Below are 25,277 nucleotides of genomic sequence, written 5' to 3'. Positions count from 1 at the left end.
GTCGACCTGGTCGACACGGCCCAGGTTCATCAGCACATCAGGCTTGATCTTGCCGGCCACGCGGCGGTTGTGCGCCAGGGCGACGTAGCGCACCACGCTGCCGTCGGCGTTGGTCCGCGACGTGAACCGCAGATACATGACTACGAAGAAACCACATCACCGCTGGCCACACAAGATATGAGTACCTGCTCGTGTTACTACACTTTCGGGCCCGCAGGCCCGGTGTGAGGCATCCGCAAGCCCGTGACCAGCAGCGATCCAGAACTGATCAGGCCTGTGTTCCTACGAACTGCGGAACTCGGGCCAGAGGACCGAGCACAATGTGCCGCACGCGGTGACCTGTCGGGCACTCGGGGTGTCCGAGTCATGGTTCTACAAGTGGCGGGACCGTCGGCCGACACCCCGCCAGGACCGTAGGGCCAGGCTGACGGACGCGGTCCGGCGCGTCTTCGACGCCTCGGGCGGCACCTACGGCAGTCCACGCGTCGGCGACGAGTTACGCGAACAGGGCTGGCGGGTGTCGGACAACACGGTCGCCGAGCTCATGGCCGAGCTGGGCCTGGTCGCCCGAGCGAAGCGACGCCGGCGTGGGCTGACTCGGCAGGGCAAGCGGCCAGCCGCGCCGGACCTGGTCAAGCGCCAGTTCACCGCGTCCGCGCCGGACGTGGCCTGGTGCGGCGACATGACCGAGATCGTCACCGGTGAGGGCAAGCTCTACCTCGCCACCGTCATCGACCTGTACTCCCGGCGCATCCTCGGCTACGCCATGGGCGACCGGCACGACGCCGGCCTGGTCGTCGCCGCGTTGAACATGGCCGCGGTCACCCGCGGCGGCGATGTCGCCGGAGTGATCTTCCACAGCGACAGGGGCAGCGAATACTGCTCGGCCGATTTCGCCCGGGCGTGCGCCCGCTGGAAGGTACGTCAGTCGATGGGCCGGGTCGGCTCGTGCTTCGACAACGCCGTGGCCGAGGCCACCTTCTCCACCATCAAGGTCGAGTACGTCCACCGCCACCAGTTCCGCACCCGCACCGAGGCCCGGCTAAAGATCGCCACCTGGATCACCGACTTCTACAACCGTCGCCGCAGACACTCCGTCTGCGGCGGACGCTCACCGAACGACTACGAGCGATCGGCAATCCGCGTCCTGAAGGGCCAGGCCGCATAACCGAGTCCTCCACGGTTCCAGGGGATTGACAGACCGACTCCCCGGTCGGCCAACTGGCCTGGATCATGGACAAGTTCCGCGAGTGGACCCCCCCTCGGGAGGTCCTGCCCGACAAAGTGATCAGCCGGGACCGGCTGCTGACCAATGCGACGATCTACTGGCTGACCGGCACGGCCGGCTCGCCGGCGTACGTCGGCTACGCCCAGGAACCCGCCTGGGGCGCACCCAGGCCCAACTCCGGCGTACCCACCGGGGTGATCGTCTTCGCCCATGACGTCGGCATCCGCCGCTACGCGGAAACCGAGAACACCATCACCCGCTGGACCGACGTCGACCGCGGGGGCCACTTCGCCGCACTCGAGGAACCCCGGACGCTGATCGCGGACATCCGCGCCTTCTTCCGGGACCTCCGCTGACGGCAGCGGACGAGGACACCCGGCCTGCCGGCCCGGCCCATGCAGGCCCGGGCCGGCGGCCGGCGCGGTGCCTGCACCGTCAGAAGCAGGAATCCGAAGACGACATCGGGAGATGCGCGCGATGACCGACCGTTCCACCCTGCCGCGGCTGTCCTGGTCCGACGTGTGTGCCCGCCGACTTGAGCGGCACGGGCTGTCCGCCCCGGTACCCGACAGCACACCCGCCGACGCCGTTGCCGCCATGTGCGGCGCGCACGCCCAGGTGCTGTCCGCGGCGGAGGTGTCGATCGGGCTGCGTGTCTCCGGTGCCACCCGGGCCGACGTAGGGGATGCGCTGTGGCGCGGGCGAAGCCTGGTCAAGACGTTCGGGCCGCGCGGCACCGTACACCTGCTGCCGGCTCGTGACCTGCCACTGTGGGCCGGCGCACTCAGCGCGATCCCACCCGCCTCCCCCACCATGCCGGCCGACGTGCGGCTGACCCCTGGCCAGGCCGACGAGGTCGTCGCCGCGATCACGGCAGCGGTGACCGACGCGGAACTGACCGTCGACGAACTCAGCGCGGAGGTGGCCGCCCGCACCGGCCCCTGGGCCGTCGACCCGGTGATGCCCGCCTTCGGCGGCAGCTGGCCGCGCTGGCGGCAGGTCATGCATCTGGCCGCGCACCGTGGGGCACTGTGCTTCGGGCCGAACCGGGGACGGAAGGTCACCTACACCAGCCCCCAGCGGTGGCTGCCCGGATTCCAGCCGGCCCCGGCCTCCGAGGCCCTCGCCGACCTGGTCCGGCGATACCTGCACGCCTACGGCCCCGCCACACCACAGCAGTTCGCGCAGTGGCTGGCCGCGCCCCGTCGCTGGGCGACGGCACTGTTCGACTCCCTCGCGAGCGAACTGGAACAGGTCGAGGTCGATGGCGATCCTGCCTGGGTCCGTGCCGGCGACACCGCTCCATCGGCCACCGGGCCGCACGGAGTGCAACTGCTGCCGTACTTCGACGCCTACACCGTCGGCTGCCATCCGCGTGAGCTGCTCTTCCCGGGTCCCGCCGCGCAACGCGCGCTCGCCGGCGGTCAGGCCGGCAACTTTCCGGTACTGCTCATCGACGGCACGGTCGCAGGAGTGTGGCACGGGCGCCGCTCCGGACGCAGGCTGCACGTCACCGTCGAGCCGCTCCGCCCGCTCAGCGACGCCGCGCGTCGAGCAGTCGGCGACCGCGTGGAACGTCTCGGAGAGATCCTGGAGTGCAAACCGCAGGTGATCCTCGGCCCGGTGCACGTGGGCGGCCACGCGTAGCCACGCGACGCCGGCCGATCCCGGCGGCCCGGCACCGCTGCCGGTCACCGGTCCACGACGCCGGGAGGTGGAGCTGCCGGTCGATCGACGCGTGACCCTTCGCCGAGCGGTAGGCCACGAACACACCGCCCGGATCGCCGAGCTGCTCGATCACGCGGCCGCGCGCCTCCGCCCGGCAGTCGCCGCACGGAAGGGCAGCCCGCCGCCTCGAGCGGGGCTCGACGCATCGGCCTGGTCGGCCTCTAGTCATGCCTGACACCGTCCGACACGGAGGACCGGCCAGCCCGGCCGCGGTGGGAACTCGGACACGGCCTAGGAGCTCGACGGTGGCGAAACTGCAGGCGACCCCGTACACCCTGACGTCGACGCACGATGTCCTGACGCCGCTGCGCATCGCCCGGTCCGTGATCGCCGGTACGGACGTCGAGGAGGCGGCGTTCGCCCGCTGGTTCGACGATCTACGGTCGCGCTTCCAGATGAAGGTGCAGCGGGTGGACCTGGACGCCCTGGTCGGGTGGAGCACCGCGCCCGACACCGGCGACATCGCGCACGACAGCGGGAAGTTCTTCCGCATCGAGGGGCTGGAGGTGCACTTCCCGCACCGGCCGGTGAAGGCGTGGAGCCAGCCGATCATCAACCAGCCCGAGGTCGGCATCCTGGGCATCCTGGTCAGGGAGATCGAGGGCGTCCTGCACTGTCTGATCCAGGCCAAGGCGGAGCCCGGCAACTACCACGGGTTGCAACTCTGTCCGACGGTGCAGGCCACCCGCAGCAACTACACGAAGGTGCACGGTGGCTCGTCGGTGCCGTACCTCGAGTACTTCCGGGACACCACCCGGCACCGGGTGCTCACGGACGTGCGTCAGTCCGAGCAGGGCGCCTGGTTCCGGCAGAAGCGCAATCGCAACATGGTGGTCGAGGTCAGCGAGGACGTCGAGTTGCTGGACGGGTTCCGCTGGGTGACGTTGGGACTGGTCCATCGCCTGCTCCATCGCGAGGACCTCATCAACATGGACCTCCGTACGGTGCTGTCCTGCATCCCGTTCGCCGGTCCGGACCTGCGTACCGCCCTGACCGTGCGGGGGGACGACTTCCACGCCGCGCTGGTCGCCTCGTGCAACGAGGAGAGCGGCGGCCTGCACGCGATGTCCGACATCCTCAGCTGGATCACGGAGGTGCGCACCCGTACCGAGGTGTCCACCCGCGACGTGCCGCTCGGCGGCCTGCCGGGCTGGCACCGCTCAGCGGAGAAGATCTCCCACCGCAGTGGCCTGTTCTTCGACGTGATCGGCGTCGACGTGCGCAGTGGGGCACGCGAGGTGAACGCCTGGACGCAGCCGATGATCGCGCCGATCGGCACGGGCCTGGTGGCCTTCCTGGTCACCCGGATACTCGGCGTCCTGCACGTGCTGGTGCACGCGCGTGCCGAGCCGGGCTACCTGGACGTCGTCGAGTTGGCGCCGACGGTGCAGTGCACCCCCGACAACTACGCGGTCCTGCCGCGGGCCGCCCGGCCCAGCTTCGTCGACGAGGTGCTGGGGGCGGCGCCGGAGCAGATCCGGTTCGACACCCTGTTGTCGGAGGAGGGTGGACGGTTCTACCACTCGCGGAACAAGTACATGATCGTCGAGGTGGATCCCGAGCCGGGATTCGAACATCCCGACTTCCGCTGGCTCACCCTGCACCAGCTGGTCGACCTGCTGCGACACAGCCACTACCTCAACGTCCAGGCCCGGAGCCTGGTGGCCTGCCTGCACAGCCTCTCGGCGAGGGAACGCCGGTGAAGGCCCGCGAGCTGGCCGTCGAGGGGGCATTCGAGTTCAGCACGACCGGGTACGCCGACGAGCGCGGCATGTTCACCACGCCGTTGGACGAAGCGGCCTTCCTCGAAGCGGTCGGCCGGCCGCTGTTCCCCGTCGTCCAGGCCTGCGTGAGCAGGTCCCGCCGGGGCGTGTTCCGCGGGGTGCACTACACCGCCGCCCCGCCCGGTCGGGCCAAGTACGTGTGGTGTGCGCACGGACGGTGCCAGGACTACGTGATCGACCTTCGGGTGGGCTCTCCCACCTTCGGCCGGTACGAGGTCGTCACCCTCACCGGAGACTGCTCGCGCGCCCTGTACCTCCCAATCGGGGTCGGCCACGCGTTCTTCGCCTGCGACGACGACACGGTGATGTCCTACCTGCTGTCCGGCGGATACGTGCCGGAACGGGAACACGCGCTGGACCCGTTCGATCCGGACCTGGCACTGCCCCTCCCCGGCGGTTCGGACCTGGTGCTCTCCGATCGCGACCGCGCAGCACCCACCCTCGGCGCGGCCGTCCGACTAGGGCTGCTGCCGGTGTACGCCGACTGCGTCCGGGCCGAACGCGACGTACCGGCCTGATCCGGCCGGGCCGACCGGCCACCGGTCGGCGGGCCAACCCGACAGATTCCAGCGTCGTTCCGGGAAGGTAGCCATGACTACAGATCAACTACAGCCGCGTGAGGCTGTCCACTCCCCCGTCCAACGGCTCTCCTCACTCACCGGGTTGCGGTGGATAGCGGCCATGATGGTGTTCGCGACCCATGCCGCGTTCCAGCCGGGCCTTCTGCCGTACACCGAGACCACCGAGGTCATCAAGGCCGTGGTCAAGATGGGCGGCTACATCGGGGTGGGGTTCTTCTTCGTGCTCAGCGGGTTCGTGCTCACCTGGTCCATGCGGGACGACGACACCGCGCCCCGGTTCTGGCGCCGACGCTTCTTCAAGATCTACCCCAACCACTTCGTGACGTTCCTGCTGGCCATCGTGGTGATGGTGGCGAGCGGACGTGAGCTCGTCGGCGTCGTACCGAACGTGCTGCTGCTGCAGGCCTGGTGGACCGACCTGGACGTGGCGTTCGGCATCAACGACGTGAGTTGGTCGCTGTCGGTCGAGGCGCTCTTCTATCTGTCCTTCCCGCTGCTGATCCTGCTGATCCGCCGGATCAGGCCGGAACACCTGTGGTACTGGGCGACCGGGGTGATGGCCGCCGTCCTGTGCGTGCCGGTCGTGGCCAAGCTGCTGCCCGACGAGCCCCAGCTGTGGTGGGAGCCGATGCCGGCGCTGGAGTACTGGTTCATCTACGTCTTCCCGCCGGTACGCGCGCTCGACTTCGTACTGGGGATCCTGCTCGCCCGGATCGTGATGACCGGGAAGTGGCCCCGGATCCGCCCGTGGTGGGCGGTGGTCGGCTTCCTGGCCGGCTACGCGGCGGCGTCGGTCCTGCCGACCGGCTTCGCGATCGTGTCGGCCACGATCGTGCCGTTGGCCTTCCTCATCCCGGCGGTGGCGGTCGGCGACATCGACGGCCGGCCGTCCTTTCTCGGCGGCAAGGTGATGGTCTGGCTGGGCGACATCTCCTTCGCCTTCTACATGGTGCACGAGCTGGTGTTGTACAACATGTACCCGGTCTACGGCCCCGACTTCAGGCCGAACGCCTGGCAGTCGCTCGGCCTGCTGACCTTCGGCCTGTCGGCGACGATCCTGCTCTCCTGGGCGCTCTTCCGCCTGGTGGAGCGGCCGATGCAGCGCAGGTTCTCGGTCAGCCGGCGGCGGGTCGGCGCGGGTCGGTAGCCGGGAGCGGAGGACAGCGTGCGGGCGGGACCGGATCCGGTCCCGCCCGCACCGCGTTCCGGTCGGGTGCCGGGCCTACTTCCTGACTCCGACGAAGAGGCCGCGGCTGAACCGCTCGGTCCGGACGAACTCGGCGCGGCAACCGGCCTGGGTGAACGCGTCCTCGTACTGCTCCGGGGTGAACAGCGCGAGCCGGTGCGTGTCGGTCAGGTGGCGGATGCCGGAGGCGTCCGCGCAGAGGTAGTGCAGCGTCATCTTCACCGCGTCGCCGTCGCGTACGGAGTGGGACACCCGCGACACGGTCCGGCCGTCGTCCCGTGCCAGGTCGGCGGCGACGTACCCGGGTACGAAGGTGTCCGGGAAGACCCACGGCTCGATGATGAGCACCCCACCGGGGTCGAGATGCCCTGCCAGGCAGGTGAGGGTCTGGTCCAACTCGGCCTTGTCCGCCACGTACCCGATCGAGCTGAACATCAGCGTGACGGCGTCGAACGTCCGGCCCAGGTCGAAGTCCCGCATGTCGCCCCGGTGCATCGTCACGCCCGGCAGCCGCCGCCTGGCGATGTCGAGCATGTCCGGGGAGATCTCGAGGCCCTCCGCACGCGCGAACAGCTCCCGCAGGAAACGCAGGTGGCCGCCGGTCCCCGAGGCGACGTCGAGCACGGACTCGGCACCGGCGCGACGGCTGTTCACCAGTTCGGCCAGGAACGCCGCCTCGGCGGCGTAGTCCTTGCCCCGGTGCCGGTAGATCAGGTCGTAGACGTCGGCGAACTCGGTCTCATACATGGTTTCCTCCCGGGGTCCCCACTCGGTCACGGTGCGTGTCCGTGAGCTGTTCCAACCGTGCCACCAGGTCGTTCGGGCTCGGCTCGGCGAGCACCTTCCGCCGCACCCGCTCGGCGCCCTCCGCGAACACCGGGTCCTTCAGCAGACGCTGCAGGCTGTCCCGCAGGATGTCCGCGGTCAGCTCACCCCGGTCCAGGGTCAGGCCGGCCCGCATCCGCTCGACGCCCTGGCCGCGCAGCGCGTCCCACGGGTCGGTGAGCATGAGCTGGGGTACGCCGTGCACCTCGGCCGTCGACCGGGTTCCGCTGCCGCCCTGGTGCAGGACCACGGCGCAGGTCGGCAGCAGGTCGTTGAGCGGGACGAAGCCGACCGCGCGGACGTTGTCCGGCAGGTCGACGCCGACGACCGCCGCCGGGTCGATCGTGGCCACGATCTCCGCGTCGAGATCCCGGACGGCGTCGAGCAGGTCGCCGAGGGAGACGGAGCCGAGCACCGCGTCGAGCGTGTCGACGGCCTGGCCGTCGGTGCGGCTGGTGAGGCCCAGCGTCAGACAGATCCGTGGCCGCTCTGGCGGGGTACGCAACCAGGCAGGCACCACGGACGGCCCGTTGTACGGGATGTACCGGACACCGGTGGTGTGCACCCCGACGTCGAGCCGCATGCTCGGCGGCGTGATGTCGATGGTCCACTGTCCAGTGACCATCTCCTCGTCGAACCGGCTGCCGTGCCGCGCCAGACACGCGTCCAGCCATTCGGCCGTGGGGTCCTGCCGGTGTTCGGCCGGCAGCGCCCGGGACAGCCGCAGCATCTCCTGGCGGGCTCGCAGCGCGCCGTCGGGCCCCCACACGAAGCGGGCGTGCGCGGCGCCCGACGCCCGTGCCGCGACCGCGCCGGCGAAGGTGAACATCTCCCAGATGACCAGGTCCGGCTGCCACTGCTGGGCGTACGACACGAGCTGGTCGATCATGACGTCGCTGTTCATCGTGGCGTACATGACGCTGCTGGCGATGGTCTCCAGGTCGAGCAGTCCGCGGTGGTTCCACGTCGTCGGGTCCTGGCCGGTGTAGTCGAAGTCGCGGACGAAGTCGAGGGCGCCCATGAAGGCCCGGCCGAGCAGCTCCGACACGCGGGGATCGGTGTCGATCGGCCCGGACCGCTCGACCGCCACGGCGGTCAGGCCGGCCTGCGTGATCGTCTCGGTCAGTTCGGGCGGGCTGGCCACCCGGACCTCATGTCCGGCCGTGCGCAGCGCCCAGGCGAGGGGCACCAGGGAGTGGAAGTGCGTCGGTGCGGCGAAACAGGTCAACATCACCTTCATGACTGGCTCATCTCTGCCGTGCCTACCTGTGTCTGGACCGGTAGCTGGAGCACTCCCCCGGTGACCGGCGCGTGCAGCCGCCGCAGCGCCGGCCCGGCCGGCAGCGGTGGCGGGAACCGGCCGACCAGCGCGGTGAGTCCGACGGCGGCCTGCACCCGCGCGGCGGGCAGCACCAGCTCGCCCGGCCAGGAGGGAAGCAGCGCCGCCGGGCCGGGTTCCCGGCCGGGATCGAAGCGGTCGGGGTCGGTGAACACCGCCGGGTCCCGGTTCGCGGCGTGCAGCAGGACCGCCACCTGGCTGCCGGCGGTGATCTTCCGGCCTTCGACCTCGGTGTCCGTTCGCGCCACCAGCATCTGCAGCTGGATCGGCGGCCGGTGCCGGAGGGCCTCGTCGACCAGGGCCGGGGCCGATGCCGGGTCCGCGTCGAGCGCGGCCCACCGGTCGGGGACGGCCACCAGTTCGCACAGCACGTTGAGCAGCAGGTCCGTGGTGACGCGGGTCCCGAGCACCGCGAGGACGAGGTGCGGCTGCCGGCCACCGACGATCTCGCGGACGGCGGCCACGGCCGCCAGCATCCGCTCGGTGCGGTGCCCGCCCTGCGGGCAGAGCAGGCTGTCCATCACCAGTCCGGCATCCGCCTGACAGTCGGCCAGCCGGTCACGCTGTGCCATCGACAGGCCGAGCAGTTCCGCCAGCATGGCAACGGACATCCGGGCCGCCACCTCGGCCAGGTCGACCTCGCCGGCGCGGCCGTCCAGGGCGCGTTCGCAGGCCCGCAGCAGGTCGGCGTGTCGCCGGGTCAGGGCGGCGGCGCCGACGACCGGCTCGGCGAGCGCCCGCAGGCCGGCCCGGTCGTCGAGCGTGAGCCCGAGGTCCGCCCCGGTCAGCGGCATCGCCGGCACACCACCGGGCCGCCAGTCGAGCGGACCCGGGTCGAACGCGGGGTTCGCCAGCACGGCCGCCGCGACCGGATGGCGGGCCGCCACCCAGGTCCCGGTGGCGCTGCGCGTCATCGGCTCGCCGCCGCGCAGTCGCGCGGTCAGCGCCTCGGGGTCCTGTCCCTGACCGCGCAACAGGTCGGCGAAGGCGTCACCCTGCGCGGCCCGTAGCCACTGGATTCCCTGTACGAGCTGCATCCGGCGGCGCAGGCCACCATCCACCGACATGTCGACGTCCTCTCCTCTGCCGCACACGTGCCCAGCTACCGGAGCGGACGGTACTAGCGCTGATTCGAATACCACTAGAAGCGACGTGACAGGTGCCGGTGATGGCATTTTCCCGCCCTGTCAAGAACATTTTGGACCCGTTTTCCGGATAACATTTCCGACGCATTGTCAAGTTGGCGGGTCATGTGCGGGGGCGAGGCGATTCCACTAGCGTGTCTGCGTCACGCGCAGTCGCACGATCAGCTTCCCTGGAGGGACGATGCCGCCTGAGGCCATCTTGACGAGAACTATCGGAGAGCGGCCGGGAACAGCTCCCCAAGCACACCGTACCGGAATTGCTCTCGCAATTATCGTGTCCTGCCAGTTGATGCTCACCATCGACCTCATGATCGTGACGGTCGCGCTTCCGTCGATCGGCGCCGACCTCGGCTTCTCGGAGACCGGGCTGGCCTGGGTGGTGAACGTGTACGGGTTGGCCCTCGGCGGCCTGATGCTGCTCGGCGGCCGGATGGGCGACATCTTCGGCCGCCGCCGGATCTTCATGGCCGGCATAGCCCTGTTCACCGCCGCGTCACTGCTGGGCGGCTTCGCGACCGCGGACTGGTGGTTCCTCGCCGCCCGCACCCTCCAGGGCGTGGGCGCCGCCATGGCCATGCCGACCACCCTGGCGCTGATCCTCAGCCTGTTCCAGGAAGGGCCCGGACGCACCAAGGCCATCGCCACCTCGGCGGCGGCCAGCAGTTCCGGTGCGGTGGTCGGGTTGCTCCTCGGGGGCGTCCTGGCCACCGGACTCTCCTGGCGCTGGGTGATGTTCGTCAATGTGCCGGTCGGTCTGCTCGTACTCCTTCTCACGCCGATATTCATCGCCGAGCAGCCGCGAATGCGAGGACGTTTCGACGTGGCCGGCGCGATCACTTCCGCCCTGAGTGTCGTGCTACTGGTCTACGGTCTCTCCAACGCCGGACACGACGGATGGTCGAACTGGTCGGCGGTGGTGGGCCCGATCATCGGAGGAACGATCCTGTTCGTGGCCTTCATCGTCGTGGAGAGTCGCGCGAAGCAACCGATCATGCCGCTGCGGCTGTTCTCGGATCGCAACCGGGTCACCGCGTACGTCTCGGCGGTGCTGGTCACCGGCAGCATGATCGGGATGTCGTTCTTCCTCACCATGTTCGTGCAGGGACCGCTGGGCTTCAATCCGCTCATCGCCGGCCTGTCGTTCCTGACGACGGGGTTCGCGCTGGTCTTCACCTCGGTGGCCGTCACCGCCGTGGTGCCGAGGATCGGCGAGCGGTGGATGACGCTCATCGGCGCGCTGGCGCTGGTCGTCGGGTACCTGTGGCTGGCCACCCTCTCCCAGGAGAGCGGCTACTGGAGCTCCATCTTCGGCCCGCTCGCCCTGGTCGGAGCGGGGATGGCGTGCACCCTCATTCCCGCCACCGAGATGGCGGGGGCCGGCGTCACCTCCAACAACTACGGCGCGGCCTCCAGCACGTACAACACCATGCTGCAACTGGGTGGTCCGTTCGTCCTCGCCGTACTGGTGACGGTCTACGGCACGGCGAGCCGGACCTCGTACGCGACCGCACCGGCGGGCCTGACGCCGGAGGCGCTCGACCACCACGTGCTGACCGAGAGCATGTCCCCCGGCTTCGTGGCGGCCGCGATCATCGCTGCCGGCGTCGCGGTGACCAGCCTCTTCATCCGATCGACCAGCCGACGTGACCAGCCTGCCGAGGTGGCCGCCACCGACTGAGCCCGGGCACCACCCGTTCCGTCCCTCGCCGGGGCGCGGGACGGAACGGGTGGGCCGGCTCAGAGCCGCTGCAGCACCTCACGCAGGGCCATGATCACCTTGTCCTGGACGTCCTTCGACAGCGACGGGTACATCGGCAACGAGAAGATCTCGTCGGCGAGCCGCTCGGTGACCGGCAGCGACCCGCGCCGGTCGTCGAGATGGGCGAAACCCGACATGGTGTGCACCGGCCAGCGGTAGCTGACGTTGAGCGAGATGCCGTAGGCCTCCAGCGCGGCGAGGATCTCGTCGCGCCGGGGATGGCGCACCACGTAGAGGTAGTAGACGTGGTCGTTGCCGTCCGCGACGGCCGGAAGCTCCAACCCGGTGCCGGCGAGACCCTCGGCGTACCGTGCGGCCACCGCACGCCGGGCGGCGATGTAGTCGTCCAGCCGGCGCAACTTGCCGCGCAGGATCTCGGCCTGCACCTCGTCCAGCCGACTGTTGTGCCCGGGCGTCTCCACGACGTAGTAGCGCTCGGCCATCCCGTAGTACCGCAGGCGGCGCATGCGCTGCTCCACGGCGTCGTCGCCGGTGAGCATCGCCCCGCCGTCGCCGTACGCACCGAGCACCTTCGTCGGGTAGAAGGAAAAGGCCGCGGCGTCGCCCATGCCGCCCGCGATCCGACCGTGGTGTCGAGCCCCGTGGGCCTGCGCGCAGTCCTCCAGGATCACCAGGCCGTGCTCCGCGGCGAGCCGCTCCAACGGCGCCATCTCGACGCACTGGCCGTAGAGGTGCACCGGGAGCAGGCAGCGGGTCCGCTCCGTGATCGCCTCGGCGACCAGGGCGGTGTCCATCAGGTAGTCCTCGGCACGAACGTCCACGAACACCGGCACGGCGCCCAGCGCGTCGATGGCCACGACGGTCGGCGCGGCGGTGTTCGAGACGGTGATCACCTCGTCGCCGGGCCCGACACCGAGGGACTGGAGGGCGATCTTGATGGCGTTGGTCCCGTTGTCCACGCCGACAGCGTGCGCGACGCCGTGATAGGCGGCGAACTCGCGTTCGAAACCACGCCCGCTCTCGCCGAATATCAGGCGGCCGGAACGGAACACCCGGTCCACACCGGCGAGTATCTCGTCGCGCTCGTCGTCGTATTCCTGCACATAGTCCCACACAAGAGTGGCCATCGATCCGCCTTGCCTCCCGGGCCGTTGATGGAATATCAGCAGGTTTAGCACGGCACACTCGACGACTGGTCGGATGTCGCTCGGACAACGCATCCGCAATCGCCGCTGGACGAATTCCGTGCGGTCTTCCTATATTCGAGGCGCACCGACCGCCCTGACCGCTGCACCGAACAAAGATCTGGAGAGAAGAGTTGTCGCCGAAGAGCGAGGAGAACGGCTGCGTCGCCGTGCTGGGCGGCACCGGCTGGGTGGGCAGGCACGTCTGCGAGGCGTTCGCCAGCCGGGGCCACCGGGTCGTCGCGTTGGCACGCAACCCTGTCCCGGGCGTTCGGCACGACGCGTTCGTCCGGCTGGACCTGGCCGCCGCGGCGCCCGGCACCATCGCCGAGATCCTCCGCGCCGAGGAGGTGCGCGTGGTGGTCAACGCCACCGACGCGGCCAACGCCACCGACGGCTGGGACCGCACCGAGGAGCAGTTGGCCCGCGTCAACGTCGACCTGGTCCGCCGCCTGCTCTCGGCGATCACCTCGCTGCCCCGGCGGCCACGCCTGGTGCACCTCGGCACCATCCACGAATACGGTGCGGTGGAGCCCGGCGTCGCGATCGACGAGACCGTCGTACCGAAGCCGGTCTCCGGGTACGCCCGGACCAAGCTGGCCGGCTCGAACGCCGTGCTCGAGGCCGCACACACCGGGCTGGTCGACGGTGTGGTGCTGCGCGCGGTGAACGTCTGCGGGCCGCACCCGTCCCCGGTGAGTCTCCCCGGCAGGCTGCTGCGACTGCTGGACGAGGCCACCCGAACGGGTCGGATGGAGGTGTCCGTCGCCACGGACCGACGCGACTTCGTGGACGTCCGCGACCTGGCCGACGCCATCCTGCGAGCCGCCGACCGGCCCGGCCTGGGATGTGCCGTCAACATCGGGAGCGGAACGGCGGTGCCGATGCGGGACTTCGTGACGCTCTTCGTCACCAGCGCCGGCTACCCGGCGTCGATCCTCGTGGAACGGCCCCGGCCCGTACGGAGCCTGGGCGGGGCCTGGATCGAGGCCGACATCCGGCGGGCGGGGAAGCTGCTGGACTGGGTTCCCCGGATCCCGCTCGGACGGTCGTTACGCGCGATGTGGGAGACCTTCCGGGCAGGGTGAACACCCCGGCCCGGCGAGGTCACCTCAGGTGGACCTTCGGTGTGTACAGGATCCACCGGCCGCCTGCGTCGCGGAACGACTGCTCCTTCGCCATGATTTCCTCGGCGTGGTTCCAGGCGAAGAGCAGCAGGTAGTCCGGGTATGGCGGCCGGAACTCCTGCGCCGGGCGTACCGGCAGGTGCGCCCCGGGGGTCAGCCGGCCCTGCTTCGCAGGAGTCGTGTCGAGAACGTACGCCACCAGGTCGGGAGTGATCCCGCAGTAGTTGGTGACGGTGGCGCTCTTCGCGGTCGCCCCGTACGCGCCCACCACCCGGCCTTCGGCCTTGAGCCGGCGCAGCAGGGTCAGCAGGTCGTCCCGTACCGCACGTACCGCCGCGGCGAACCGCTGGAAGGTGGCCAGGTCGGCGAGCCCGGCGGCCGCCTCCTCGGCGAGGAGGTCGGCGACGGCCGCCGTGGGGGTACGGACGCCAGCCCGGGCCAGGGTGTACCGCACCTCGCCGCCGTGCACCGGCAGCCGCCGCACGTCGACCAGCTGGAACCCGAAGCGTTCGGCCATCGCCGCGACCGACCGGGCGGTGAAGAAGTAGAAGTGCTCGTCGTAGATCTGGTCGAAGGACGTCCGGTCGACGATCTCGCCGAGGTACGGGTCCTCGAACACGAACACCCCGTCCGGTGCCAGCAGGGCGTCCAGCCCTCGGAAGATCGACTCGGCGTAGGGGATGTGGCACATGGTGTTCGCGGCGTAGACGACCTGGGCCGGCCCGTGCTCCGCGCGGATCCGGACCGCCGAGGACGCCTCGAAGAACTCGTTGAGCACCTGGATGCCCTGCATCCGGGCCAGTTCGGCCACGCTCCCGGACGGCTCGACCCCGAGGTGTCGCACGCCGGCCTTGTCGATCGTCCTGAGCATGACGCCGTCGTTGCTGCCGATCTCGACGATGAACGGGTCCGGGCCGGAGAGTTCGGTCGCCAGGAACTGCCGGGCGGTCGCCTCGAAGTGCTCCCGCATCACCACCGACCCGGACGACACGTAGGGGTACTCGTCGTGGAACATGCGCTCCCGCGGCACCTCCTCCATGAGCTGCACCATCGTGCAGTCCGCGCACAGGCCTACGGCGAGCCGGAAGAAGAACTCGCCCGCGATGTCGTCCGGCGGCAGGAAGGCGTCGGAGAGGGGCTGCTGCCCGAAGTCGATGAACTCAGTCAGTGACCCACCACAAACACGGCATTTGACCATGGCCGAGATCGTATGGGAGACGACCACAAGAATCGCTTGAGAATCGCTAGGAAAACAGTCGGAGGATGCGTGTCCAATGGCGCTCCGATTCGTCGTCACGAGCGCCCGGAATTTGCGGTAACGTGGCGGCACTCGTCGCCAAGAACGGCGGCCGCGATGGTCGGCGTCCAGTAAACGGGCACTGGGAGTGGGCAATGGTCCGATCGGGAGAAGACCGGAATGGCGGCGCACGGGACGGGGGCTGCTTCGCCACGCCCGGCGCCGCGTCACGTCCCCGGGTGCGGTGGTGGTGGCCCGGTGGGGCGGTCACCACGGCCGAGGTGCAGCGCGAACTTCGTACCCTCCGCGACGCCGGGTTCGCGCGGGCCGAGATCGCCCTGCTTCCGATGGGCCTGCCCGCGGCGGCCGACCCGGACGCGGTCAGGACCTGGGGGACCGCACGGTTCACCGAGAGCATCGAAGCCGCCCTGGTCGCCGCGCGGGCGTACGGGATGCGCCTCGACCTGACCGTGAGTCCCGGGTGGCCGCTGGCCAGTCCCGCCGTCTGCGGCGACCGGATCGGGCTCGCCCAGCAGAAGCTCGTCCAGGGCTGCCGGGCGGTGGCTCCCGGCGAGGTCGTCGACGCGGCGGTGCCCTCGCCCGAGGGCGAGCCCACGGAGGCCGACCGGCTCGTCGCGGTGACCGCCGCCCGCCTCTGCGACACACCCCGGACCCCGGACGGGTCGATCCTGCTCGACGAGGCCTCGGCCGTCGACCTGACCGGTCACGTCGTCGCCGGCTCGCTGCGCTGGACCGCGCCCCCGACCGGCTCCTGGCTGGTCTTCAGCTTCTGGTCCCGGCCGTCCGGGCAGCGCTCGCTCGTCGACGCCGGAGCCACCGACGCGCTCGTCATCGACCACTTCTCCCGCGAGGCGACGACGGCGGCGATCGGCCATATCGACCGGTACGTGCTGCCGGCCCGCCTGGACCCGCTGTTGCGCCAGGCCGGCGGGGACGTCTTCGAGGACTCGCTGGAGATCGCCGTCGACGCCGAGCTCTGGACCGCCTCGCTACCGGCGGAGTTCGCCCGCCGCCGAGGCTACGATCTGACACCCTACCTGCCGGTGTTGCGCATCGACGGCCTCTACCGCTTCGACTGGGCCACCCTGCGCAAGGGCACCAACCCCGAGAGCCCGTCCGGGTACGACTTCCCGGGCGGACTGGGGCGTCGGATCCGGCACGACTACTACCGGACGCTCAACGAGCTGTACGCCGACAACCATGTCGCGCCGTTGACCCGCTGGGCGAACAGCCGAGGGCTCAGCTACCGGGCCCAGCCGTACGGCAACACGATCGACCATGTCGAGGTCGCCGGTTCGGTGCAGGTGCCGGAGAGCGAGGACCTGGTCAACTGGCTCGCCGCCGGAGGCATGACCGACGGCGCCGCGGCGTACGACCGCGCCGTCGACTTCCACCGCGGCATCGCCTCCGGGGCGCACATGCGAGGTAGGGCCGTGGTCTCGCTGGAGTGCTGTGCGGTGCTCGACGCCGACTATCAGACCGGCCTGGCCGAGCTGAAGCGGCACGTCGACGTCGCGTTCAGCGGCGGGGTGAACCAACTGGTGCTGCACGGATTCCCCTACTCGGACGTGCCCGGCGCCGCCTGGCCCGGCTGGGCGCCGTTCTCCAACGAGAACTCCCCTGCGGTCTCCGACGCCTGGGGCCCGCGCCAGCCGATGTGGCGGCACATCCGGGCGTTCACCGACTACGTCGCCCGGGCGTCCGCGGTGCTCCGGTACGGCCGCCCCCGGATCGACGTGGCGTTCTACCGGCAGGCGTACTGGTGTCTCGCCTGGCCGAAGGTGACGGCGACCAACCTCGCCGACGCCGGCTACACGTACGGCTTCCTCAGCCCGAGCCTGCTCGCGACCGACGCCGCCGTGGTACGCGACCGGCAGCTGGCGCCCGAGCACGCCGGCTACCGCGCCCTCGTCGTCGACGACGAGCCCGCGATGGAGCCCGAAGTCCTGGAACGGCTGTACACCCTGGCCGTCCAGGGCCTGCCGATCGTCGTCGTCGGCACGGCTCCGCACCGCGCCCAGGGGTTCCACCGGGCACCCCTCGCCGACGCGGCCGTCGCGGGCCGGGCCGCCGACCTGCTCTCCCTGCCCACCGTCCGCCGGGTCGGCACGCAGGAGGAGATCCGGTCCGCGCTGCGGGACCTCGACGTGCAGCCGGACGCCCGGTTGCAGAACGCCACCGCCGTCCTGCCGGTGCATCGCGCGGGCACCGACGGCGACTACTACCACCTGTTCAACATGGGTGCCACCAGGGCACGCTTCACCGCCGAACTCCGCGGCCGTGGCGCCGGACGCATCCTCGACCTCTGGACCGGGACGTCGCACCACGTCGACACCACCGAGGCGGACGGTCGCCGTAAGGTGTCACTCGAACTGGACCCGGGCGAGGCCACGGTGGTCTTCCTCGGCGAGGGGCCCGGTCTGGACGCCGAACCGGTCGCGACTCCGGCTCCCACCGTACCGGTCCGGGACCGGTGGTCGCGGAACCTGGCGGAGTGGGACCTCGACGTGCGGGACTGGCACCCCGGGGGTGAGGAGACCCATCGGCTCGTCGACCACGCGCTCGGCGACTGGCGGACGATTCCCCGACTCGCGGACGTCGCGGGTAGCGGGACCTATCGCACCACCGTCCTTCTCGACGACGACTGGGACCGGGACATCGACGCGGTGCTGCTCGACCTCGGCCACGTCGGGGGCACCGTCCGGGTGGAGGTCAACGGCCTGGCGGTGCCCGGCGGCTGCGTCGCGCCCGGCACCCGGAACGTGCTGCCGTACCTGCGCCGCGGCGCCAACACCGTCACCGTCGAGATCGCCACGACGCTGGGCAACCGGCTGATCGCCCTGAGCCGGGCGAGGGAGGACGCCTACGGGCGCTTCGCGTCCCGGACCCCCCGCCCGGCCGGCCTCATCGGCCCGGTACGCCTGCGGGCCGTGTCGGTGTAGCGTCCGACGTCGGCTCAGGCGTGCCGGAAGGTGACGGGCGGTTCAGCCGCCGTAGAAGGTGGCCGGGTCGACGTCGGTCAGCGGGACCCAGTTCGGGTCCGGCGGTGGGGCGAGCTCGGTGGGCGACATACGCAGGTCGATGGCGAGTTCCGGGCGCTCGTCGACGAGCTGGGACAGCGTGTAGATCGTGGCCAGGACGTGCACGCAGGGGCGCCGCCGGCTCCGGCAGTTGCACTCGGACACCAGGTCGTCCAGTCCGATGCCGACACTGATGCCGTGGTGCCGGAAGTCGGCGTCCAGAGTGTCCGGAAGGTCGCCGGGAGCCAGGCCCGAGTTGTCCGCCATCGCCTTGGCGATCAGGCGTTTCGCCTCGGCCTGGGTCTCGGCGGGCCAGGGCGGCAGCTCGATGCGGACGTGGTTGCCGACGCCGGACACCACCACGTCGGCCTCGAGGTGGCCGCCGTCGGCCGTCACGGTCACCGCGTGGTTGCGGGCGAGACTCCGCGCCTTCGGAAGCAGGGCGTTGGGCCCGGCCGAGGCCGTCGAGGCGACCGTACGCACCCAGGCCCGGCCCCAGGGGGTGGCTCCGAACTCCGCCGGGATCAATTGAACGCTCCTAGATCGAGGTCGAGCACCGCGTGCAGCTCGTCGTCGGACAACTTGGCGAGGGCGGCCTCCGTGTCACCGGAGACGATTTCCGCGAGCCCTCGCTTGCTGTCGTGCATCTGGGCGATGTGGTCCTCGATCGTGCCGCCGGTGACCAGGGTGTAGACGTTCAGGGTGCGCTGCTGGCCAAGCCGGTGGGCACGGTCGGTGGCCTGCTCCTCGACGGCGGGGTTCCACCAGCGGTCGTAGTGCATGACGTGGGTGGCCCGGGTGAGGTTCAGGCCGAATCCGGCCGCCCGCAGGCTGAGCAGGAGCACGGGAGGGGCGTCGTCGTCCTCCTGAAACGCATGGACGAGCCGGTCGCGCTGAGCGGCGGAGAGGCCACCGTGCAGGAACGGGATCGGGCCCACCCCCAGGCTGTCGGCCAGGTGACCGGACAACAGCTCGCCCATCGCCCGGTACTGGGTGAAGACGAGCGCCCGGTCGTTCTCGTCGACGATCTCGGCGAGCATCTCGGTCGCCCGATCGAACTTGCCGGACCGCCCTGGCTGCGCGGGACCGTCGCGCAGGAACTGGGCGGGGTGGTTGCAGATCTGCTTGAGCGCGGTGAGCAGCGCGAGGACCCGGCCACTGCGCTCGATGCCGGCGCCGAGACCGTCGGAGAAGGCGCGGTCCACCGCTTCCCGGTAGAGCCGGGCCTGCTCGTCGGTCAGGGTGCAGACCATCGTCGAGTACTGCTTGGGCGGCAGTTCGGCCGCCACCTCGGCCTTTGTCCGGCGAAGCAGGTGCGGCTGGACGATCGCGTTGAGGGCGGCTGCGGCGGTGGCGGAGCGTCGTTGCTCGATCGGCGCCACGAAGCGTTGCCGGAAGCGGGCACGGCTGCCCAGCAGGCCAGGGTTGGTCACGTTGAGGATGGACCAGAGTTCGTCGAGCCGGTTCTCCACCGGGGTGCCGGTCATGGCGATCCGCGACCGGGCGGACAGCGCGGATGCCGCCCGGCTGGCCAACGCCTCCGGATTCTTGATCTGCTGCGCCTCGTCGAAGACGACCACGTCCCAGTCGGTCTTCATCAACGGTTCGTCCCTGCGCAGCACCGGATAGCTGGTGATCACCACGGTCCCCGGCTGGTAGGCGTCCGGCAGCTGCCGACCGGCGCCGTGATAGCTGATCGTCGGGGTGGCCGGGGAGAAGCGGGCCAGTTCCCGCCGCCAGTTCCCGATCAGGGAGGTCGGGCAGACCACCAGGTGCGGTTCGGCCGAGCGGCGGGTGGCGAGCAGGCAGATGGCCTGGAGGGTCTTGCCCAGGCCCATCTCGTCGGCGAGCACACCGCCGTGGCCGAGCCCGGGCCGCGCGCTGAGCCAGGCCACCCCGTGGACCTGGTACGGCCGCAGCTCTGCCTGGATGGCTGTGCGGTGCAGGGCGGCCCGGGTGGTCATCGCCTGCCGGAACTGGGTGAGCAGGGCGGGCGCGGCGGTGATGGCGGTGCCCTCGCTGTTGAGCACGGCGTGGGCCGCCGCCGGCATCCGCGTGCTCAACGTCGCGTAGCCCTCGTCGTCGCCCTCCGGCAGCTCGGCCGCGTCCCGCCACACCCGGACGGACTCGCCGACCGTCGCCCGCGGGTCGAGGGCGCGCAGGGCCGGCAGCGCCGCGTCCAGCTCCGCCAGCAGCACCGGGACGCTGGCCGCGGTCATCCGGCCTGCCTCGGGCAGGGCCAGACGGCAGACGCCGGGCCGGCCTTCGGGCAGCCCGTGTTCCCGTACGGTCTCGGTCAGCTGCTCGACTCCCCACCAGGCGATCGCGTCCTCGGCGGGGACGAAGGTGGCCTGCAGCGTGCCGGGCAGCTCAGTCATCGTCCACCTCGGGTGACGGGAGACGCGACGGGGGCCGGCGGGCACAGTGGCATCGGCATGGCGGACGAGCTAGGCAATACCCACTCCTAGGACGGGGATGACATGATGGTTGTCGGACACAACCGTTGTGCCACGCAATCAATAAGAGGAATTATGCACCACAGATCGGACCGGGTGTGACCATGCGGGCGAAGAAGGAGCACCCCACCGCGGTCAGCGGGTCGCTCGCCGACGAGGTCGTGAGCAGGCTGCCGGACTGGATCACCCACCTGATCCAGATCAACAGCCTGATCGCGAGTCGGATGGGGGTGGTCGTGACCGACTTCCACTGCCTGCACGCGTTGCAGCAGCACGGCCCGACCACGGCCGGGGTGCTGGCCGGGCGGGTCGGCCTCACCCCCGGCTCGGCCTCCCGCATGATCGACCGGCTCGCGGACGCCGGTTGCGTCCGCCGGGTGCCCGACCCGCACGACCGACGTCGCATCCTCATCGAGCCGACCGAAGAGGGACTTGAACGGATCAACGCGTACTACGCGGGACTGACCGCGCGGACCCACCAGGATCTGGCCGCCTTCGACGACGAACAGCTACGCACGCTGCTGCGGTTCATCGAGGTCTTCCGGGCGAGCGCGGCCGCGGAGGTCGAACGGCTGCGCTCCCCCGCCGACCGGCCCGCGCCCTGACCACCCAGGTCCACCAGCGTTCCAGGGCCCTTCGAGCCCGCTCCGTTGTGATGCACCCACAGGTCTCCGTCCGCCACGTGAGGGGTCGATCAATGGGTGGTCCGCACATTCCGGAGAAGATGCGAGACATGCTCGCTCTGTACCAGTCGAAGCGGCAGAGCGAACCGGTCAGCCTGGACGAGACGTCCGGGCGGTGGCAGGTGTTCGGCTACCGGGACGGCGTCACCGTCGCCACCGATGCGAAGAGGTTCTCCAACGACCTGAGCGCCTTCATCCCCGACCACGAGGAACTGAAGACGTTCACCAAGGGCAACTTCCAGGCCATGGACGACCCCCGGCACCGGCAGATGCGCAGCCTGGTCAGCCAGGGCTTCACGCCGAAGTTCGTACAGGGCCTGGCACCCCGGATCGAACAGGTCGCCACCGAACTGCTCGACCGGATCCGCGACCAGGGCCGCGACCGCATCGACCTGGTCGGCGACCTGGCGCACCCGCTGCCGGTCACCGTCATCGCCGAGGTGATGGGCCTGCCGGTCGCCGACCGGCACCTGTTCCGCAAGTGGGCGGACGCGCTGCTCGTCGACAACGGGGTGGACGCCCTGTTCAGTGAGGAGGGCGTGGCGGCCATGGCGCCGTCGATCCGCGAGATGAACCAGTACCTGCTCAGCCATGTGCGGGAGTACCGGGCCTCCGACAAGGCGGGCCTGATCCGCGCGCTCGTCGCCGCGGAGACCGACGGCCGACGCCTCGACGACCAGGAGATCGTGGGCTTCCTGGCGCTGCTGCTGATCGCCGGGCACCTCACCACGAGCACGATGTTCACCAACGCGATCCTCTGCCTGGACGAGAATCCCGGGGCCATGAAGGAGATCCGGGCCGACCGCGGTCTCATCCCCGACATGCTCGAAGAGGTGCTGCGGTACCGGTCACCACTGGTCTGGCTCGACCGGCGGGCGACGGAGGACGTCGAACTCGGCGGGAAGCGGATACCCGAGGGCTCACTGGTGAGCGTCTCACTCGTCTCGGTCGGCCGGGACGAGAGCGAGTTCAAGGATCCGGACACCTTCGACATCCACCGCGAGCAGATCCGGCACCTGGCCTTCGGCATGGGCATCCACTTCTGCCTGGGCGCGCCGCTGGCCCGGATGGAGGTCAGGATCGCGTTGAACGCGATGCTGGACCGGTACGACGACTTCAGGATCCCGACCGACGAGCCGATCGTGTTCCACGATCCGAAGGACTTCAACGGCACGAAGTACCTTCCGCTCGACCTGGTCGTCCGCTGAGGTGGGCGTGGAGTCGGGCCCGCCCGTGACCACGTCGACCGAGGACAGCTCGACGGCCGGGCCGGTGACGATCGTGCCGGGCGACTCCCGGTACGTCGAGGTGACCTCCGCCGCCAATGGCAGGTTCCGCTGCCGTCCCCGGCAGGTCCGGGTCGTCGGTTCCACGGCGCAGGTCGTCCAGGCCGTCCAGGACGCGGTGGACGCCGGGGCGAGGGTGGTGGCGCGCAGCGGCGGCCACTGCCTGGAGGACTTCGTCGACTCGCCGGAGACCGAGTTCCTCATCGACCTGTCCGAGCTCAAGGCGGTGGGGTACGACGCGGGCCGCCGGGCCTTCTTCGTCGAGCCCGGCGCGCTGCTCGGCGACGTGTACCGCACCCTGCTCAAGGGCTGGGGCGTCACCATCCCGGCCGGCCTGGAGGCCGGCGTCGGCGTCGGCGGACACGTTCCCGGTGGCGGCTACGGCCCGCTGACCCGCCGGTACGGCTCGGTCGTGGACCACCTCGAGGCCGTCGAAGTGGTGGTGGTGGACCGTTCCGGCACCGCCGGCGCCGTCGTGGCCAGCCGTGATCCCGCCGACCCGGCCCGGGAGCTGTGGTGGGCGCACACCGGCGGTGGGGGCGGCACCTTCGGCATCGTCACCCGCTACTGGTTCCGTACCCCCGGGGCGGTCGGCCCGGATCCCGCCGGGCTGCTGCCCACGCCACCGGCCGAGGTGCTGGACAGCCTGGTCCTCTGGTCGTGGCCGGATCTCACCCGGGAATCCTTCGGCCGGCTGCTGCGCAACCACGGCCGCTGGCACGAACTCAACAGCGGCCCGGACTCCCGGTTCACCAGCCTGTTCAGCATCCTCACCGTGCTACGCCGGGAGTCCGGCATGGTCGGGCTGACCACGCAGGTGGACGCCGGCCGGCCTGACGCCGCGGAGATGCTCGACGCGTATCTGGCGGCGCTCAACGAGGGTGTCGGCGTGCCGTACACCCATGACGTCCAGACCAGGCCCTGGCTGCGCTCCATGCTGCACCCCCGGATGTCCGGCAACGTGTGGGGCCTGCGCGCGAAGTGCAAGGCGGCGTACCTGCGCAGGCGGTACACCGAGGCGCAGACGGACGTGATCTACCGCCGGCTGACCAGCGAGGACTACCGGAACCCGACGGCCGGGGTCATCCTCGCCGCGTACGGCGGGATGGCCGCCGCGGTGCCGCCGGACGCCACCGCCACCGCCCAACGCGACTCGGTGCTCAAGGCCTTCTACCTCGACAACTGGACCGACGCGGCGCAGGACGACGAGCACATCACCTGGATCCGGGAGTTCTACCGGGAGCTCTACGCCGACACCGGCGGGGTCCCGGTGCCCGGTGACGACAGCGACGGCTCGTACATCAACTACCCCGACACCGACCTCGCGGATCCCCGCTGGAACACCTCGGGGACACCCTGGTACACGCTGTACCACAAGGACAACTACCCGCGGCTGCAACAGGTGAAGGCCCGCTGGGATCCGCTGGACGTCTTCCGGCACGGTCTGTCGGTGCGGTTGCCCGACTGAGGCGCGCGCCCCGCACGCCGCCTGCTCCGCACGCTCTCGCCCGGCCGGGTGCTCCCGGCCGGGCGAAGGCATGACCCGGATCAGACGCCGGTGGTCCCACCGGTCATCGCGAGGGCCAGGTTGCGGTAGAAGGCCAGTACTCCCGGCTCCTTCGGGCTGAGGTGCCCGCGCTGGACGAACCGCGAACCGACCGTGCTCTGCACGGCCTCCAGACCGCGGCGGTCCTCGGCGTTGATCACACCGGTGAGCCCCTCGATCTGCGCCCGGATCGCCGCCACGTCCGCGCCCTCCAGAGCGGCCGCCGGCATCAGGGTGCCCCCACGTACCTGGGTCCGGTCGATCGAGATCGGCACGAGACTGATCCAGGCGATGCTCTCCCCGAAGGTCGCCACGGCTCCGCACGGAAACATCCGGAAGCTGTACATGACGCTCTTCTCCGCCTCGGTCAACGGCAGGAAGGTCGTCTCGAACGGTGTGCCGGTCGGACTGAGCAGCCGGGTCACCAGCGGCGAGTCGGCGTGCACGTCCATGTCGATGCCGCCGGTCATCAGCGGCTTGACCGTGTCGGGATGGAACCCGATCGCGTGGTAGTTCTCGTGGCCGTTCTCGACAGCGATCTTCCAGTTGCAGTTCCACTCCTCGGTCCAGCTGCTGACCTGGACCATCTCGTCGAGGTGGTAGTTGGTCATCTCCCGCTCCACCACCGACAGGTCACCGTCGAAGGCCGGCGCGTCGGCGTCGAGGTTGACGAAGACCAGACCGTGCCACTGCGCGACGGCGAAGGTGGGCAGGCGGCAGTCCGCCGGGTCGAAGTCGCTGTTGCCGCGCATGTGGGTGGCGGCGAGCAGGGTGCCGTCGAGGTTGTAGCGCCACAGGTGGTAGGAACAGGTCAGGTCCTTGGTGTTGCCGCCGCCGGGCTCGACCAACGGCATCATCCGGTGCCGGCAGACCGGCGACAGGCCGTGCAGCAGACCGTCCCGACCCCGGGTGATCGCGACCGGTTCGCCGGCGATCGTCAACGCGAGATAGTCACCCGGCACGGCGAGTTGGTCGACGTGACCGACCAGGATCCAGGAACGTTGGAAGATCCTGGTCCGCTCCCACTCGTACACCTCGGGTGAGGTGAACAACTGCGGCGGCAGGCTGATCGCGGGTGGGTCGGGCCGCAGGTACTGTCGCAGCTCCGCCACCAGTTCGGTCGCCGAAAGGTCGGGCGACGCCGTCACCCGGGCGGTCTCGGTCGGACTCACAATGCTCCC

20 protein-coding genes and 1 pseudogene are annotated in these 25,277 nt (G+C 70.3%); 12 read left to right on the top strand and 9 right to left on the bottom strand.

The features are described 5' to 3' along the window. Positions 1 to 322 precede the first annotated feature (322 nt). From GA0070560_RS17455 to GA0070560_RS17445, 3 genes are all read left to right on the top strand, one after another. Entirely contained in the window at positions 323 to 1,168 is an 846-nt protein-coding gene (locus GA0070560_RS17455) for an IS3 family transposase (protein WP_281184471.1), read from the top strand. Between the two features lie 65 nt (positions 1,169 to 1,233). After that, entirely contained in the window at positions 1,234 to 1,584 is a 351-nt protein-coding gene (locus tag GA0070560_RS17450; RefSeq protein WP_211565885.1) for an alpha/beta fold hydrolase, read from the top strand. A 121-nt stretch (positions 1,585 to 1,705) separates the two neighbouring features. Further along, the gene (locus tag GA0070560_RS17445) at positions 1,706 to 2,875 is read left to right on the top strand and encodes a winged helix DNA-binding domain-containing protein (RefSeq protein WP_091298524.1); all 1,170 of its coding nucleotides are present in this window, start codon (positions 1,706 to 1,708) and stop codon (positions 2,873 to 2,875) included. A 7-nt stretch (positions 2,876 to 2,882) separates the two neighbouring features. Here the strand turns inward: GA0070560_RS17445 and GA0070560_RS28190 are convergent. Beyond that, positions 2,883 to 3,002: pseudogene (locus GA0070560_RS28190) on the bottom strand (IS701 family transposase); the annotation flags it as partial. 208 nt (positions 3,003 to 3,210) lie between these two features. On the opposite strand from GA0070560_RS28190, the gene GA0070560_RS17435 reads away from it, so the two are divergent. From GA0070560_RS17435 to GA0070560_RS17425, 3 genes are all read left to right on the top strand, one after another. Beyond that, complete coding sequence (locus tag GA0070560_RS17435) at positions 3,211 to 4,659, top strand: NDP-hexose 2,3-dehydratase family protein (protein WP_425412666.1); 1,449 nt, start codon at positions 3,211 to 3,213, stop codon at positions 4,657 to 4,659. Further along, positions 4,656 to 5,258, top strand: coding sequence for a dTDP-4-dehydrorhamnose 3,5-epimerase family protein (locus tag GA0070560_RS17430; RefSeq protein ID WP_091298466.1), 603 nt, complete (start codon positions 4,656 to 4,658; stop codon positions 5,256 to 5,258). The genes GA0070560_RS17435 and GA0070560_RS17430 overlap by 4 nt, the downstream gene beginning before the upstream one ends. 73 nt (positions 5,259 to 5,331) lie before the next feature. Further along, complete coding sequence (locus GA0070560_RS17425; protein WP_091298463.1) at positions 5,332 to 6,468, top strand: acyltransferase family protein; 1,137 nt, start codon at positions 5,332 to 5,334, stop codon at positions 6,466 to 6,468. Between the two features lie 75 nt (positions 6,469 to 6,543). Here the strand turns inward: GA0070560_RS17425 and GA0070560_RS17420 are convergent, their stop codons facing one another. The 3 genes from GA0070560_RS17420 to GA0070560_RS17410 are packed head-to-tail and all read right to left on the bottom strand — an operon-like array spanning position 6,544 to position 9,738. After that, on the bottom strand, positions 6,544 to 7,254 hold the full coding sequence (locus tag GA0070560_RS17420) for a class I SAM-dependent methyltransferase (protein ID WP_091298459.1): 711 nt from the start codon (positions 7,252 to 7,254) through the stop codon (positions 6,544 to 6,546). Beyond that, positions 7,247 to 8,572, bottom strand: a complete 1,326-nt coding sequence (locus GA0070560_RS17415) for an activator-dependent family glycosyltransferase (RefSeq protein WP_091298455.1) — start codon at positions 8,570 to 8,572, stop codon at positions 7,247 to 7,249. Before GA0070560_RS17415 ends, GA0070560_RS17420 begins: the two co-directional genes overlap by 8 nt. After that, entirely contained in the window at positions 8,569 to 9,738 is a 1,170-nt protein-coding gene (locus tag GA0070560_RS17410) for a cytochrome P450 family protein (RefSeq protein WP_170839453.1), read from the bottom strand. The genes GA0070560_RS17415 and GA0070560_RS17410 overlap by 4 nt, the downstream gene beginning before the upstream one ends. Positions 9,739 to 10,105: 367 nt before the next feature. On the opposite strand from GA0070560_RS17410, the gene GA0070560_RS17405 reads away from it, so the two are divergent. Next, positions 10,106 to 11,494: an MFS transporter gene (locus GA0070560_RS17405; RefSeq protein ID WP_170839452.1), complete on the top strand. Its 1,389-nt coding sequence runs from the start codon at positions 10,106 to 10,108 to the stop codon at positions 11,492 to 11,494. A 59-nt stretch (positions 11,495 to 11,553) separates the two neighbouring features. Here the strand turns inward: GA0070560_RS17405 and GA0070560_RS17400 are convergent, their stop codons facing one another. Further along, on the bottom strand, positions 11,554 to 12,663 hold the full coding sequence (locus tag GA0070560_RS17400) for a DegT/DnrJ/EryC1/StrS family aminotransferase (RefSeq protein WP_091298447.1): 1,110 nt from the start codon (positions 12,661 to 12,663) through the stop codon (positions 11,554 to 11,556). Positions 12,664 to 12,854: 191 nt separating this feature from the next. Between GA0070560_RS17400 and GA0070560_RS17395 the strand changes: the two genes are divergently transcribed. After that, complete coding sequence (locus tag GA0070560_RS17395; RefSeq protein WP_091298444.1) at positions 12,855 to 13,808, top strand: NAD-dependent epimerase/dehydratase family protein; 954 nt, start codon at positions 12,855 to 12,857, stop codon at positions 13,806 to 13,808. Between the two features lie 19 nt (positions 13,809 to 13,827). Here GA0070560_RS17395 and GA0070560_RS17390 read toward each other — a convergent pair whose 3' ends face one another. Then, positions 13,828 to 15,045 (bottom strand): class I SAM-dependent methyltransferase, encoded by a 1,218-nt coding sequence (locus GA0070560_RS17390; protein WP_091298441.1) that lies wholly within the window; start codon positions 15,043 to 15,045, stop codon positions 13,828 to 13,830. A gap of 278 nt (positions 15,046 to 15,323) precedes the next feature. Here GA0070560_RS17390 and GA0070560_RS17385 point away from each other — a divergent pair, with 278 nt between their 5' ends. Further along, the gene (locus GA0070560_RS17385) at positions 15,324 to 18,047 is read left to right on the top strand and encodes a glycosyl hydrolase (protein WP_091298438.1); all 2,724 of its coding nucleotides are present in this window, start codon (positions 15,324 to 15,326) and stop codon (positions 18,045 to 18,047) included. A gap of 42 nt (positions 18,048 to 18,089) precedes the next feature. Here GA0070560_RS17385 and GA0070560_RS17380 read toward each other — a convergent pair whose 3' ends face one another. Then, positions 18,090 to 18,653, bottom strand: a complete 564-nt coding sequence (locus GA0070560_RS17380; RefSeq protein WP_211565883.1) for an SWIM zinc finger family protein — start codon at positions 18,651 to 18,653, stop codon at positions 18,090 to 18,092. After that, the gene (locus GA0070560_RS17375; RefSeq protein ID WP_091298435.1) at positions 18,650 to 20,503 is read right to left on the bottom strand and encodes a DEAD/DEAH box helicase; all 1,854 of its coding nucleotides are present in this window, start codon (positions 20,501 to 20,503) and stop codon (positions 18,650 to 18,652) included. Before GA0070560_RS17375 ends, GA0070560_RS17380 begins: the two co-directional genes overlap by 4 nt. A 182-nt stretch (positions 20,504 to 20,685) precedes the next feature. Here GA0070560_RS17375 and GA0070560_RS17370 point away from each other — a divergent pair, with 182 nt between their 5' ends. From GA0070560_RS17370 to GA0070560_RS17360, 3 genes are all read left to right on the top strand, one after another. Next, complete coding sequence (locus GA0070560_RS17370) at positions 20,686 to 21,186, top strand: MarR family winged helix-turn-helix transcriptional regulator (RefSeq protein ID WP_091298517.1); 501 nt, start codon at positions 20,686 to 20,688, stop codon at positions 21,184 to 21,186. 128 nt (positions 21,187 to 21,314) lie between these two features. Further along, entirely contained in the window at positions 21,315 to 22,472 is a 1,158-nt protein-coding gene (locus GA0070560_RS17365; protein ID WP_170839451.1) for a cytochrome P450, read from the top strand. Positions 22,473 to 22,497: 25 nt separating this feature from the next. Then, positions 22,498 to 24,018: an FAD-binding oxidoreductase gene (locus tag GA0070560_RS17360; protein WP_211565882.1), complete on the top strand. Its 1,521-nt coding sequence runs from the start codon at positions 22,498 to 22,500 to the stop codon at positions 24,016 to 24,018. Between the two features lie 80 nt (positions 24,019 to 24,098). Here the strand turns inward: GA0070560_RS17360 and GA0070560_RS17355 are convergent, their stop codons facing one another. Then, positions 24,099 to 25,268, bottom strand: a complete 1,170-nt coding sequence (locus GA0070560_RS17355) for an aromatic ring-hydroxylating oxygenase subunit alpha (RefSeq protein WP_245675565.1) — start codon at positions 25,266 to 25,268, stop codon at positions 24,099 to 24,101. Positions 25,269 to 25,277: the final 9 nt, after the last annotated feature.

It is taken from the genome of Micromonospora halophytica (assembly GCF_900090245.1).
Taxonomy (GTDB): Bacteria; Actinomycetota; Actinomycetes; order Mycobacteriales; family Micromonosporaceae; genus Micromonospora; species Micromonospora halophytica.
This window is presented reverse-complemented; position numbering and strand designations above follow the sequence as displayed.

Coding starts and splice junctions, on each gene's coding strand:
- GA0070560_RS17450 (WP_211565885.1), top strand. CDS start 1,234: ATGGACAAGTTCCGCGAGTGGACCCCCCCTCGGGAGGTCCTGCCCGAC.
- GA0070560_RS17445 (WP_091298524.1), top strand. CDS start 1,706: ATGACCGACCGTTCCACCCTGCCGCGGCTGTCCTGGTCCGACGTGTGT.
- GA0070560_RS17425 (WP_091298463.1), top strand. CDS start 5,332: ATGACTACAGATCAACTACAGCCGCGTGAGGCTGTCCACTCCCCCGTC.
- GA0070560_RS17420 (WP_091298459.1), bottom strand. CDS start 7,254: ATGTATGAGACCGAGTTCGCCGACGTCTACGACCTGATCTACCGGCAC.
- GA0070560_RS17415 (WP_091298455.1), bottom strand. CDS start 8,572: ATGAAGGTGATGTTGACCTGTTTCGCCGCACCGACGCACTTCCACTCC.
- GA0070560_RS17410 (WP_170839453.1), bottom strand. CDS start 9,738: ATGTCGGTGGATGGTGGCCTGCGCCGCCGGATGCAGCTCGTACAGGGA.
- GA0070560_RS17405 (WP_170839452.1), top strand. CDS start 10,106: ATGCTCACCATCGACCTCATGATCGTGACGGTCGCGCTTCCGTCGATC.
- GA0070560_RS17400 (WP_091298447.1), bottom strand. CDS start 12,663: ATGGCCACTCTTGTGTGGGACTATGTGCAGGAATACGACGACGAGCGC.
- GA0070560_RS17390 (WP_091298441.1), bottom strand. CDS start 15,045: ATGGTCAAATGCCGTGTTTGTGGTGGGTCACTGACTGAGTTCATCGAC.
- GA0070560_RS17375 (WP_091298435.1), bottom strand. CDS start 20,503: ATGACTGAGCTGCCCGGCACGCTGCAGGCCACCTTCGTCCCCGCCGAG.
- GA0070560_RS17370 (WP_091298517.1), top strand. CDS start 20,686: ATGCGGGCGAAGAAGGAGCACCCCACCGCGGTCAGCGGGTCGCTCGCC.
- GA0070560_RS17365 (WP_170839451.1), top strand. CDS start 21,315: ATGCTCGCTCTGTACCAGTCGAAGCGGCAGAGCGAACCGGTCAGCCTG.